Consider the following 12431-nt stretch of genomic DNA (forward strand, 5'->3'; position numbering starts at 1 on the left):
CAGTCTCCTTTTATTGTTCAAATTTAATGACGATTTTACCGACTGCATGATGCGTTTCACTTAATGCATGGGCATCGTAAATGCCTTGTTGTGAAAATAAGAACGTCGCACCAATAACGGATTTCACTTTTCCAGCTTCCATCAAATCAGCAATTTGAGACAATTGTTCCCCATCTGGTTTTAACCAAATATTATGAAAAGCCACGTCATGTTCTTTACTTAAAGCAGGATCGGTTTCTCCAACGATTGAGACCATGCGCCCTGTGTGGGGTTTCAAAACTTTGAAGCTATTTTTTTGAATGTCGCCACCCATTGTGTCAAAAACAACATCTACGTCTTTTAAGATATCCACAAAATTTTCAGTATGATAATCGATGACTTGATCGGCGCCTAAACTTAAAAGTAAGGCTTTATTTTTTTCGCTGGCAGTTGTAATGACTTTTGCACCTTTATTTTTGGCTAATTGAATGGCATACGTTCCAACACCACCGGCTCCAGCATGAATCAACACGGTTTCACCTGCTTTTAAATCTCCATAATCAAACAATGCTTGCCACGCTGTTAAGCCTGCTAATGGCACTGCACCAGCTTCTTCAAAGGTCACATTTTCCGGGATTTTTGCTACTAAATAATCGTCTACTGCTGTATATTCTGCATACGTACCAAAACGAGTTGTTTCTGGACGAGCAAATACCTTGTCGCCTACTTTCCAATCCGTTACGTCGCTTCCCACTTCACTGATAACCCCCGCAACGTCCCAACCTAAGATAATCGGAAATTCCCAATCCATCATTTGTTTCAAATACCCTTCACGTAGTTTCCAATCAATTGGATTAATTGACGTTGCCATTTCTTTAACAATCACTTGATGTGCTGTTGGTTTTGGCATTGGCACATCCATTTCTTTTAGTTGATCTTTTCCACCATAGTTTTCAATTACGACTGCTTTCATTTTTATCATCCTCCTTAGTTATTTTAACGCTGTTTATTGATAGTTTATTTAAGGTTATCCACAGCTGTTCTAATTCATCCTCAGAAATATTGGCAAACAGTTGCGCTTCGTACTTATCTTTTTCTGTAATCATCGTTTTTAGTTCTTTTCGACCTTTTTCAGTTAAGGATATTCGTCGGAAGCGTTTGTTAGTAGGATCGACTACTCGTTGAATGAATTGATCTGTTTCTAATTTTTTTAAATGTCTAGTAACACTCGCTGCATCAATAGCTAATTTTTTTTGAATGTCCTGTTGACAAAGGTTTGGCGTTCCGTAAATAAAAAATAAAATCTCTAGCTTCGTGAAGCTAATGCCTGTTTCTTCTTCAAAATGAACGTTCATTTCTTTGTATACAGTGTTCATTCTGTAAAATAATAAGGACTTGTGACTGCAGTTTTCTGTCATTAGCTACTCCCTTCGACTTCAATACTTGACCCATCAACTATGATACTCTATTTGGATTCATTATACAAAATATTTGCTTTCAAAATAGAAAAACTAGATTAAAAAAAGAGTTTGTGGAAAATTAGAGTTATACACAATAGTTATGCACAAGCATGTGCATAACTAACTATTTTTTTAGTTAAATGCCTTGTTTTCAACTTTTTTTATCCACAGCTTTTCCACAGTGTGCATAATAATAGAAAACACCTCCGTTTTCCTTCATTTTACATGAATTCAACGAGAGGTGTTTTGGAGTTTTAAGATTAGTTTCAGATTTTCTACATTTTTTTAGCGCATTGTTACAAATTCTTCTGATCCAGTCGGATGAATTGCGACAGTATTATCAAAGTCAGCTTTTGTAGCCCCCATCTTAATTGCTACTGCGAATCCTTGAATCATTTCATCCACACCATAACCAATACCGTGGAGTCCGACTACTTTTTCTTCTTTCCCAACACAAACTAGTTTCATTCGACATAATTGACGATGACTTGTGACTGCTGTATACATTGAGGTAAAAGAAGATTGATAAATTTTAACCTCGTCACCAAATTGTTCCCTTGCTTCTGGTTCTGTTAAGCCTACAGTTCCAATAGGTGGGTGGCTAAATACTACCGTTGGGATGTTGTGATAGTCAAGGTGTTCATCTGGCTTGTTATTAAATAAGCGCTCAGATAAACGACGTCCAGCTGCTACAGCTACAGGAGTCAACTCAACGCGACCTGTAATGTCTCCAACTGCATAAATACCTTTGACTGTTGTATTTTGATAATCGTCGACTTTAATGTAGCCTTTTTCATTCACTTCAACAGATGTATTTTCTAATTTCAATGTTTCGGTTACGGGCGTCCGTCCAATGGCCCATATTAGGGTGTTCACCGTTTCTTTTGTTCCATTTTCAAAAGTGATGGTCAGAGTGTCATCTGCATTTTTTTCCACAGATTTTGGAATCGCGTTCGTGTGTAGCGTTGGCCCATCTTGTTTCATTGCTTCCACTAGCCCTTCTACCACTAGTGGATCAAAGTTTCTAAGTGGGGTTTCTTTACGAACGAAGAGATGCGTTTCAGAACCTAGTCCATTTAATACTCCGGCTAATTCAACTGCGATGTAACCCGCACCAATCACTGCTACTTTTTTTGGCAACGAGCGTAGTGCAAAGAATCCATTAGAATCAATGCCGTATTCTGCTCCTGGAATTGATGGGATTGTCGGTTTTCCACCTGTTGCAATTAAAATATGATCGGCTGTTAATTGTTCGCCGTTCACTTCAATCGTTTTCTCATCAATAAAGGTTGCATACCCTTTGATAAGGTCAACCTTGTTATTATCTAAGCCTCTTTGATAGGATTGGTGAATACGGTCAATGTAGCTTTCACGACTGTCAACTAATTTTTGAAAATTAAATTCGGTTACATCTACTGAAAATCCGTAGTCCGGTGCATATAAGTGCATCGCTTCGTTTAATTGGGCGCCATGCCACATTACTTTTTTGGGAACACACCCTACATTTACACAGGTTCCGCCTAATTCTTTTGGTTCTATTAAGGCACATTTCATGCCATAGCTTGCTGCTCGATTGATAGAAGCAATCCCGCCACTTCCTCCACCAATTGCGATATAATCGTATTTTTTTGTCATTTGAAAACCTCCGTAAATTGTCTTTAGCTCACCTTCTAGTATAAAGAGTCTCTTACAAAATGTAAATTGATTGAACTACACTCACATAAAAAAAGAAAATGACCGTTAGTCATTTTCTTGATTTTACTTGGGTTTATGAGTTGATTTAGGTCTAGTTGATTTAGTTTGACGTGAATTTTCATTTTTTTTAACGGATGTTGTAGGTCTTTTTTTTCTAGTTTGACTATTTGCATTAGCTGCCTTTTGTTTTCTGACTGCGTGTGCCTTACGACGTTTGCGTTCTTGTTCACGTTTCTTCTTTTGATTTGCTTTGTAACGTTTAATGAAATAGAGGAGTACGATTAGTAAGATAAGGAATACGCTACCACCAATGATGTAATAAAGCGTATTGTCTTTTTCAAGATCGCTTGCTGTTGCATTTAGTTTTTTTGCAGTTTCTCGGTCAATGGTAAATTCTTTTTCAAAAGACCATTTTTTGTCTGCTGGATCAGATTTAGCGTTGATTACAATGCGATAGTTTCCAGCTTTATACGCTTGATTTCCCAGACCCACTCCGAAATTGAAATTTGAATTGGGCGCCATTCGTAGATTTTTTTTATGTTCTTCAAATAAAGGCTCTTTGCCTTTTTCTGTATAAATTTTCGCAGCTATTTCCAATTCTTCAATTGGGGTCGCTTTTGTATTTGATAGGTTTGTTTTGATGGTATTTGTTCCCATCACTTGTCCTGCAAAAACCTTGTTTAGTTTCATTTCTGGCACAACTATGGTTTCATTCTCAACTAGAACAACACCGATATTATACGTTAAGACATTTTTTATTTTCATACCTGTCTCGTTTTTCTTTTCAGCATCGTCTTTTGTTTCTTTTAATTTTACGTTAATGCCGCCTGCAATCATGCCTTCGTATTCTTCCGTTGGCATTTTTAACTTTATTTTAACAGATGTTTCGCTGTTAGCAGGTACGGTCACGTCTTTGTCTGTGGTTGCAATTGATGTAAAGGGATGAACTAATGAAGAATCCACTTTTTTTACATCGTCTGGATAGGCAATAATGCCATTGTCATTTGTAATAGCAGGAGTGAGGGTTACTTCAACCTTTTGATCTTCATTAGAGCTGTTTCCTAATTTTAATTCAATTTCTTGTTCGTCTCCTGGCTCCATTTTTAAATAGAAGTAAGAAACTTGCTTGTTAAACTGATTTTCTGGTAACACGGCATTTACAGATATTGGCATCCCTGTTTCTGCTTCTACAGGTTTTGATAAAACTATGAGCATGACTATGGCCATTGCTGTCATCAAAGAAAAAATGTTTGATTTTTTCATTTTTTAATCGCTCCCTTAAGTATCCTCTTGCTTCGTTAATTTTATTTTTAAATGAGGAAAGATTCGGGTTCATAAAAACCCGAATCTCATTTTTTTTGTTAAATAGAATCTGCTAATACCCAATTTAAAGTTGCTGTATAGGTTTCGCCATCCACTTTGATATCGTTGGCGGGTACATGTAATGTAATGCCGTCATTTTTTTGACTGGCTTCGTATTCTGTTGTTTTAGAGTATCCTGTCGTGAAAACATTTGACGTTTTTGTTGAGTTTGTATTTTGTCCACTGTTTACTTTTAAAATCTCAACAGATGTTTTGCCATCTGTATTGATTTTAGCACTATCTGTAAATCCAGTAACGCGTTTTGCTGTTTCTGTTGGGGATAGTTCATCATAAACATTGTTCGTCACAGTTTGTTGATCTAGCGTGATGTACGTATTTTCTAGTTTAGGATTACTTGCTGTTGCAGGTGTAAATACGCTACCGGTAACAGATAATGACCAGGTTGCCGTCATCGAGCCACGAGCATCATCGATTTGAACAAAATGAGGCATGTATTTTTCAGTACTCGCTTCTGTATATTTTTGCATCGCTGGATGAAACTCTTTACTTGATGAAGAAATGTCTTGAATGCCAAAATGGATATCTGGAACATGAGTAATTCTTAAGTTTCCTTTTGTATGTCCTCCACCTTCTGGAGTAATTTTGTCGTCTGGTGTACCTGGTTTAACCACGTCCACTTCATCTGGATTTGGGTTCACTCTAAAAATAACATCACTCGTTGTTTGCACTTCGCTTGCTAAAACTGCTGGGCTACTCGCTGCCAAGATTCCTACACTTGCAAGTCCTAACATAATTGCTTTTTTCATTTGTTTACTCCCCCTGTTGGATTGATTCTTTTTTAAGTAAAACAAGTATATCGATACCTGTTTTACTTAGTTGTCGCTTTCTTATAATGCTGAAGACAAGGTCCATGTCAAGGTACTTGTGTATTGAACATCAATCGTAACCGTATCTGATAATGGTTTTTCTAGGACAATCCCAGCATTTTTTCCTTTTGTATTTTCTGCATTTGGAGCTTCATAATTTGGCAATGATGCTAATGTGTAGTCTTTATTGAAAACCAATGATGTTTTAGAGCCAGATGTATGTTTTCCAGCTTTTGTTTTAAGAACTTCTTTAGCTGTTCCATCATTTGAAATGTCTAATGCACCTGAAAATGCTTCGATACGATCACTTGTATCGGGTGTGGTTAAAAAATCGTATACATTGTTAAAGCTACTTTTTTCTTTAATTGAAATTTTAGTATTTGGTAACTTTTCTCCTGTTTGAGCAGCAAAGACCGTTCCTGCTACGGTTACTTTCCAATCACCATCTACGCCACGTTCATCGGTTACTTGTATAAAGTTCGGTGAATATAGATTGGTTGAGGTTCCCTCTTTTGTTTCAACTAATTTTTCATTGTTACTTTCAAAGGTTTGAGCCTGCGCGCGGGCTTCTACAATTCCAAAGTCGATGCTTGGAACATGGTCTAATCTTAAAGCACCAGTTGTTTTGTTTCCTGTTTCTGGAACAACTTCTTCGTCTTTTGATCCTGGTTTGATGACTGGACCACTTGGATCAGTTGGCGCTTTAAATTGTACTTTTCCTGTTGTATCTGCTGTTTTTGTCGTTTCTGCATCGGCCGTGATTGGAACGATTCCTGCTAAAATGATGGTACTTGCTAGTGTAATAACGCTTAATTTAGTTGCTTTCATTTTTTTGACTCCTCCAATTTTTAGAATGTTATAGGGCTTCACTTAATGTCCATGTCAATGTACTTTCGTAAACTTTTCCGACTTCAATAATATCTAAATTTCCTTTTTGTAATTCAACTCCAGCATTCCTATCTGTTTCTGCATATTCCGTTGCCTTATCGTAGCTTGTGTTAAAAACACTTGATGTTTGCGATCCAGTTGTTGACTTGCCAGCTTTTGTTTTTAAAATTTCAACTGACGTTTTTCCATCTGTCGAAATCGCTGTGCCTTTTGCATCAAATCCATCAAGTATTGTTGTTAAATCTGTCGCTGGTGTTTGGAAATCAAAAACTGTATTTGTGTGTTTTTGTTCATTTAATAAAATTTTTGTTTGTTTCAATTCGTCAGTTCCATTTTTGAAAACATCGCCAGTTACTGAAAGTGTCCAACCTTTTGTGATATCCCCACGCTCATCCGTTACTTGAACAAAGTTAGGCATATAGTACTTTTTAGCTGGATCCGCGTCATTTGGTTTAGTGTATGCTTCCATTTGCGCTGGGTATTTTTTTGTGCCATTTACATTATCAACAATCCCAAACTTAAATGCAGGTGCATGTTGAATTCTTAATGCACCTTTCGAACTTCCTCCTCCACCATCTGGATCAGGTAAAATTTCTTCTTCATCTTCGCCTGGTTTGATGACTTTTCCTTCTTCTTCGTCTCCTGGTGTTTTAAATTGTACGCTTCCTTTTGTAGTTGCTGTACCTACCTCTGCTGCTGAAGCTACTCCTGCAAAACTTGATACTACCACCGTACTTAATAATGCTGTTGCAATAATTGTCTTTTTCATTTTTAGTTCCCCCATGTTTTTATTTTTATAAATTATCTGAAATATTCCAATTTAAAACGGATTTATAAGCTTTGTCTGGTTGTATGATTTGTCCGGCTGGAATCTTCAATTCAACAGCGGGATTGCGCCCAGCTTTAGTTTCGTCGATTTTTCCAGTTGTTCCAAGCCCGTCTTCTCCTTGACCGGTAGTTTTATGATCCACTGATCCCATTGGCATCGTCCAAATTCCGTAACCTTGTTGCTTAGTTGTATCGGCATTTAACAAGAGATGGTCAGTATTATCGCTAATAGTCACTGCTGTCGTTGGGACAGTTGGAAACATACTTGGCTCTTTGATGTTGCTGCCTGAATAAACACTGAAATCTTTTAAGGTGATGGCAGCGCCTTCGATTTTATCTCCTGTAGAAGATGTAAATACGCCATCATTTGAAACGGATACTTTCCATCCTTTCGTGCCTCCACGTTCATCTGTTACTTGAAGATAATTTTCAAATTCTGTTTTTTCAGTTTCTGAAAATTTGGTTCCTGTTACAAACTTTGCATAGTACTTTTGTTCTGTTGCTTTGATTTTATTGTTGTTTCCAAAATCAAAGCTTGGTGTTACATCCATTCTCAATGCGCCTTTAGTAGGCTTTGGATCTGGATCTGGCTGAATAGGCTTGGTTGGATCTGGATCAACTGGAATCAACGGATCGGTTGTTCCATCATTATCTGTTTTAAATCCTACATCTGCATCTGTTGCTTGAAAAACTGGTGCTGCGTAGCTTACTAAATTTGTTGACCCTAGTGCTAGAACAGCTATTGCAGATACAAATCCTATTTTTTGAATTTTGTTCCATTTCATGCTCTTTCCCCCTAATAATTTATAATGAATCCCCTAAAGTCCAAGTTAAAGTAGTGCTGTATGCACCATCTTTTTTTGGTGTCTTTTCAGGAATCGTTACTAAAATACTTTCGATGCCTTCTTTTTCATCTTTTCCAAAACTGATACTCCAGCTGCCCATTCCAGTACCTTTTTGAGCAGTAAGGATTAAGCTGTTTGTTATTCCATTTGGACTTAAGGAAACAGGTTCCGTCGGAATTGCTGTTGGCTGTTTCCCAACACCATCCAGTGAACGAGGTGTTATCTGTTTAAAAGAAATAATTGCCCCTTCCAATTGCTCTCCTGCTTGATTTTGAAGTTGTCCATTCTGTTTAACTGTTAGATTCCATCCAGCATTTGATCCTCGATTATCTGTCAATTCCACAAAATTCGCACGTTTTTGTGTTTCTGATGCATCTAAATATTCAATCTTATCTAGTTGTGCGTAAAACACTTGCGTTGAATTGGAACGTTTATGTGTACCAAATTGAATGTCTGACACATAATTTAGACTTAAAGGTCCTTTAGTCGGCGGATGAACCGGTTTAATTGGTTTCTCTGGTTTCTCTGGATCAACTGGCTCAGTGGAATCATCGCTTAATTGAAAACCAGCACTAGCATCTGTTTGATTTGCAACGACAGTTGGGGAGTTGACAAGTAAAAAGAAAGCAATCGCTAACCACAAAAGAATGATACGGTTTTTATTTAGTTGATTAGTGATCATCTGTCTCTCTCCTCTTTGATTGTCGTCTTTTTGAAATAATAACCCCATACACACTTACAACCACACATAGCAAGCCACTAAAGAAAAGAAAACTTCCCATCTTTGCTTCACCGGTTTGTGGCAAACGAGTGATTAGATTATCAATAAATTCTTGAATGGGATCGTCGGTTTCGGTTTCTGGTAAAAAATCAGCTGACTCTTCTCCTTCAAACACTAACCCTACGTCAGTTGTCATTTCGCTTGCCTGACTAGTGGTCGGGAAAATCCCAGTTAAACCAATCACAGCTATTGTCAATTGACAGATGACTAGGACTTTAAAAAGAAGAGGTTGTTTTCTTTTGTTCATTTTCTCGTCTCCTTTTAAAGTGCATCGGTTAGCGTCCATTGAAGTTCTCCTTGATAGCTTCCAATTTTATTCATTCCTGCTTTTTGTTGTAGAAATAGACCTTGACCTTTTGTTCGGTCCCAAATTAAATTAGATGTTCCATTGCTTGCTGGATTTTTTTCGTACACTTGACTTGCTGTTTTGCTTAATTCAATGACAGATCCTGTATCTGTTACAAAGGTTAATCCGCCATTTAATAGGCTCGTTCCATTTGTAAATTCTTGGGTAATGGTTGCCATAATTTTCCAACGTTCGTTGGTTCCTCTGGTATCTTCTACGAGCATTTCAATATTCTTGTCTGGAGCATGTCGTTTTTCAGAAATACTGATCAGTTCTTGTACACCAAAATCCAATGAGGAAGTTGTTGTGAATTGCAACGTTCCTTCGCTTACTGCTAAATTAATATTTCCTGTAATCGGCTGAATAACTTGACCTTTTGAGTTGAGCCCTTCGATGCTAACAGGAGTAACAAGCGTTTCATTTAATCCAACATTGACACTGATTTTACCTGTGTATGTTAGGATTAGTTTACTACCACTTTCAGTGAAGGCATTAGTTGCTTCACTCGTTTCAAAAACAACTTTTTGAACTCCTGATTCGGTTATCAGCTTTAGTGGAAGTTCAATATCTGTTTGATGAGGGCGTCTTAAGATAGCCTTATCTACTGTGATATTTTCAAGATTATTTGGAATTGTTGCAACTATTTTTTGATTGCTCCAAACGGTATAATCATTGGTCAAAGTCGCTTCAATTGTATAATTGACTAGATCATTAGGATTAGCTTGAATTGTATCAATCCAACTACCTTCGCTTTCTTTTTGAACTTTCCCAGCAAATTGAACTTGTGGTTCTGCGTAGTCTTCCACTGTTAATTTTGCTGTTCCACTCACGTCGATTGGTGTAAAATTACTATCTTTTCCAGCAGCACTTACCTTCGTTTCATACGTTTGACCTAACGCTTTGTCTTCTACCTTTGTTTGAAACTGAATCATAATTGTGGCATCTGTCGAAAGAGTATTTTTTAACTTCGCAGTCAATTCGCGGGCGTTGCTATCGTATTGGATTGGTTCTGCTAATTCGATTTCTGTATTATTTTCATCCTTTACAGTTACGTTCCCTGTCTTTGGAAATGTGACGCCCTCTGGGACATTCATTTTTAAAGTGGGTTCCAACCAAACAGAATTAGCGATTGTTTTAACTACTTTCCCTTGGAAGGTAAGTTCATCATTGATATGAGCGGATTGGTTTGCTGAAAAACCAAGATTTTGAGTATCGTTTCGAATAGCTCCGCTAACGTTGATTACAGGGACTGGATCATTATTGGCAATCGTAACGTCAACGATAATTTTCTTTTCTATACCTTGAGCTGTCACAATGACAACTGTCACTTTTGCTGTTCCTGGTTTTGAAGTATCCGGTATATTTTCAAATCGAACTGCTTCTACAGGCTTATCAAGCGGCGAATCTGTGTCTACTCTTAAATTGGTCACAAAATCAGATGGATTTAATAAGTTGAAATCTTGATTGATTTTCACTTTTTTATCCATAACTGGATCACCATCTGGAATGCCTTTGTATTTCACATAAGAAATAGCTTTATCTTCTTCGCCTTCTTCTAATAGATTTGGGTCTTGTGTAATGGTTTTTCCATTAATGACAAATTCATTTTGGGCAGTTACTGGAATCGCTAAATAGCCTGTTGCAGGATCATAAGTTTTTACTCGATTCCCTGTTTTTCCTTTGTAATTAGCAAAATCAAAACTACTGTTGACTGTTCCTTCAACATAAATTTCATACATATCATCATTAAAAGAACTTGATTTTGGATTTATTGCTTCAATCGTTAATGTTCGTTTATCTGCTGATAAAGTCGGTTGTTTAAAATCGGTTGAAACTGTACCGTCTAATACATTCATAATTTTGATTGAATTTAAATCAATATCAAAATCGGTTGGAAAAGTTGTTGTCAACTTAAATGAATCTGAATAATAAACGGGTAGTTGAGCTGGTATTTCTTGTAATATATGGTATTTCAATCGCTTAGGGTCTTCATTGGATATTTCTCCTATAACTTCAGGTCGCCCTGGATAAATTCGAGTCAACGGAGTACGGTTATACATTAAAATCATTCCTGTCGAATAATCATCTTCTTTAGTAGCAAGATTCATAGTGATTGGATATTCCGCTACTTTACTAAATAAACTTGTTAAGTAAGTATCTGGACCTGATTCGTAACCATCTGCAGTTCCCCAAAATCTTGCAGTACCTGGAGTTGGAACATCTCGTTTATAATAAACAGTTGTGTCATTATTAGCATATAAGGAACTCATATGTTTTGAATCTGTTGGAATTTGGGCTTGCTTTTCTTCGTTCAAACGTTGATAATTCCACATTCCTGACATGGTGCTAATTCTTTTTTGTGAATCATGCTCATAAAACTCATAATGGTATTTAAAGGAATCGCCTTTAGTTGAACCTTCATAAGCACCAACTGACATAAAGTAATCAGCAAAGGTTCCTGTTTCCCCTAATCCAAAGTCAATATCCTTTGTATCATAGGTTGTCGTTGCAACTGAGAACGCACCACTCGTACTTTTAGCAATTACCTCGTCTACAACTAATTTAACGTCAATCCACTTTCCTCGATAAATACCTGCATTTTTAACCAGTACATAGCGATCTTTTACTGGATTGGCTGTTGTATCATAGAAAATAAACCCTGGCAGATGACTCCAATCGTAATTGCCTCGATAATCTAAGTCATAGCCTTTTGCTTCATAAGATAGACGATCTGACAATCGCATTACAAATCCATTTTCTCCAGGGATAACTGGATTGTTGACTGTATTAATTGGATCAATCAGATTGATTCCTGGATAATTTTGTACAGGCTGATAGTCACTATCTGCAAATGGAGCGATCACATCATCGATTAACGACGGTGCAAATTTTTGAGAAATAGGTTCTACAGGTACAACCTGAAGCTTAAGTGGTGGTGTAATCTGTAGGTCATTGGCTACTTTTTGCGTTGCTTCAATTGAATAATCGCCATACGTTTCAGCCCTAAAACATAATTTAATTTCTCTATTATCTGCTTCTGAATTTAGGTACACGGCTAGTTTAGATTGTTCTTCATTCAATGTAATTTCTTGATTATCGTGTCCATCGTTAAGTTGTTTTGTCATTTCAAGATCAACTACTAAACCTTTTGGAATATTCATCATAATCGGTTCTTTAGTTGCTTTTTGATTACTTTTAAGCGTGAGTGTGACTGTCTCTGCTGGTAGTATTTTTTGTTTATCACTAGTCAATACCAACGGTGTATCCGCTTGAATTGCCGCTCGTTTAAAATAATGATTTCCTGCTAAAAAACCGCTCCCTACGAATAGAAAAAATAAAAACATATAGCTTATTTCTTTTTTTCTAAAATGTCGCATTGCTCTCCTCCTCCTTCTTTATTTCTTTTTCTCCAATTGTGGT

Annotated in this window: 11 protein-coding genes; all 11 read right to left on the reverse strand. The window is 36.9% G+C overall.

Translation table 11 applies throughout. The annotated features are described in order from the left end of the window. Positions 1-10: 10 nt before the first annotated feature. Positions 11-952, reverse strand: a complete 942-nt coding sequence (locus tag AC07SW_RS08190; protein ID WP_494632638.1) for an NADP-dependent oxidoreductase — start codon at positions 950-952, stop codon at positions 11-13. After that, positions 933-1397: a MarR family winged helix-turn-helix transcriptional regulator gene (locus tag AC07SW_RS08195; protein WP_034568363.1), complete on the reverse strand. Its 465-nt coding sequence runs from the start codon at positions 1395-1397 to the stop codon at positions 933-935. The genes AC07SW_RS08190 and AC07SW_RS08195 overlap by 20 nt, the downstream gene beginning before the upstream one ends. Before the next feature lie 327 nt (positions 1398-1724). Next, positions 1725-3074 (reverse strand): glutathione-disulfide reductase, encoded by a 1350-nt coding sequence (gene gorA / locus AC07SW_RS08200; RefSeq protein ID WP_494632639.1) that lies wholly within the window; start codon positions 3072-3074, stop codon positions 1725-1727. A 123-nt stretch (positions 3075-3197) separates the two neighbouring features. Continuing rightward, complete coding sequence (locus AC07SW_RS08205) at positions 3198-4397, reverse strand: WxLIP family cell surface protein (protein WP_238328665.1); 1200 nt, start codon at positions 4395-4397, stop codon at positions 3198-3200. A gap of 98 nt (positions 4398-4495) precedes the next feature. Next, the gene (locus AC07SW_RS08210) at positions 4496-5263 is read right to left on the reverse strand and encodes a WxL domain-containing protein (RefSeq protein WP_135020983.1); all 768 of its coding nucleotides are present in this window, start codon (positions 5261-5263) and stop codon (positions 4496-4498) included. 81 nt (positions 5264-5344) lie between these two features. Beyond that, the gene (locus tag AC07SW_RS08215; RefSeq protein WP_119908456.1) at positions 5345-6151 is read right to left on the reverse strand and encodes a WxL domain-containing protein; all 807 of its coding nucleotides are present in this window, start codon (positions 6149-6151) and stop codon (positions 5345-5347) included. Positions 6152-6179: 28 nt separating this feature from the next. Beyond that, entirely contained in the window at positions 6180-6980 is an 801-nt protein-coding gene (locus AC07SW_RS08220) for a WxL domain-containing protein (protein ID WP_162919168.1), read from the reverse strand. A gap of 25 nt (positions 6981-7005) precedes the next feature. Next, entirely contained in the window at positions 7006-7824 is an 819-nt protein-coding gene (locus AC07SW_RS08225; RefSeq protein WP_034568354.1) for a WxL domain-containing protein, read from the reverse strand. Positions 7825-7843: 19 nt separating this feature from the next. Then, a complete protein-coding gene (locus AC07SW_RS08230) occupies positions 7844-8566 on the reverse strand; it encodes a WxL domain-containing protein (RefSeq protein WP_051915585.1) in 723 nt (240 codons plus the stop codon). Further along, the gene (locus tag AC07SW_RS08235; RefSeq protein ID WP_494632641.1) at positions 8556-8912 is read right to left on the reverse strand and encodes an LPXTG cell wall anchor domain-containing protein; all 357 of its coding nucleotides are present in this window, start codon (positions 8910-8912) and stop codon (positions 8556-8558) included. Before AC07SW_RS08235 ends, AC07SW_RS08230 begins: the two co-directional genes overlap by 11 nt. Positions 8913-8926: 14 nt before the next feature. Then, the gene (locus AC07SW_RS08240) at positions 8927-12388 is read right to left on the reverse strand and encodes a WxL domain-containing protein (RefSeq protein ID WP_494632643.1); all 3462 of its coding nucleotides are present in this window, start codon (positions 12386-12388) and stop codon (positions 8927-8929) included. Positions 12389-12431: the final 43 nt, after the last annotated feature.

It is taken from the genome of Carnobacterium sp. GW821-FHT04C06, from assembly GCF_059420345.1.

Excerpts from the sequence above, each read along its gene's own strand:
- AC07SW_RS08235 (WP_494632641.1), bottom strand. The coding sequence starts at position 8,912 with ATGAACAAAAGAAAACAACCTCTTCTTTTTAAAGTCCTAGTCATCTGT.
- AC07SW_RS08220 (WP_162919168.1), bottom strand. The coding sequence starts at position 6,980 with ATGAAAAAGACAATTATTGCAACAGCATTATTAAGTACGGTGGTAGTA.
- AC07SW_RS08230 (WP_051915585.1), bottom strand. The coding sequence starts at position 8,566 with ATGATCACTAATCAACTAAATAAAAACCGTATCATTCTTTTGTGGTTA.
- AC07SW_RS08195 (WP_034568363.1), bottom strand. The coding sequence starts at position 1,397 with ATGACAGAAAACTGCAGTCACAAGTCCTTATTATTTTACAGAATGAAC.
- AC07SW_RS08190 (WP_494632638.1), bottom strand. The coding sequence starts at position 952 with ATGAAAGCAGTCGTAATTGAAAACTATGGTGGAAAAGATCAACTAAAA.
- AC07SW_RS08215 (WP_119908456.1), bottom strand. The coding sequence starts at position 6,151 with ATGAAAGCAACTAAATTAAGCGTTATTACACTAGCAAGTACCATCATT.
- AC07SW_RS08240 (WP_494632643.1), bottom strand. The coding sequence starts at position 12,388 with ATGCGACATTTTAGAAAAAAAGAAATAAGCTATATGTTTTTATTTTTT.
- AC07SW_RS08205 (WP_238328665.1), bottom strand. The coding sequence starts at position 4,397 with ATGAAAAAATCAAACATTTTTTCTTTGATGACAGCAATGGCCATAGTC.
- AC07SW_RS08210 (WP_135020983.1), bottom strand. The coding sequence starts at position 5,263 with ATGAAAAAAGCAATTATGTTAGGACTTGCAAGTGTAGGAATCTTGGCA.
- AC07SW_RS08225 (WP_034568354.1), bottom strand. The coding sequence starts at position 7,824 with ATGAAATGGAACAAAATTCAAAAAATAGGATTTGTATCTGCAATAGCT.
- gorA (WP_494632639.1), bottom strand. The coding sequence starts at position 3,074 with ATGACAAAAAAATACGATTATATCGCAATTGGTGGAGGAAGTGGCGGG.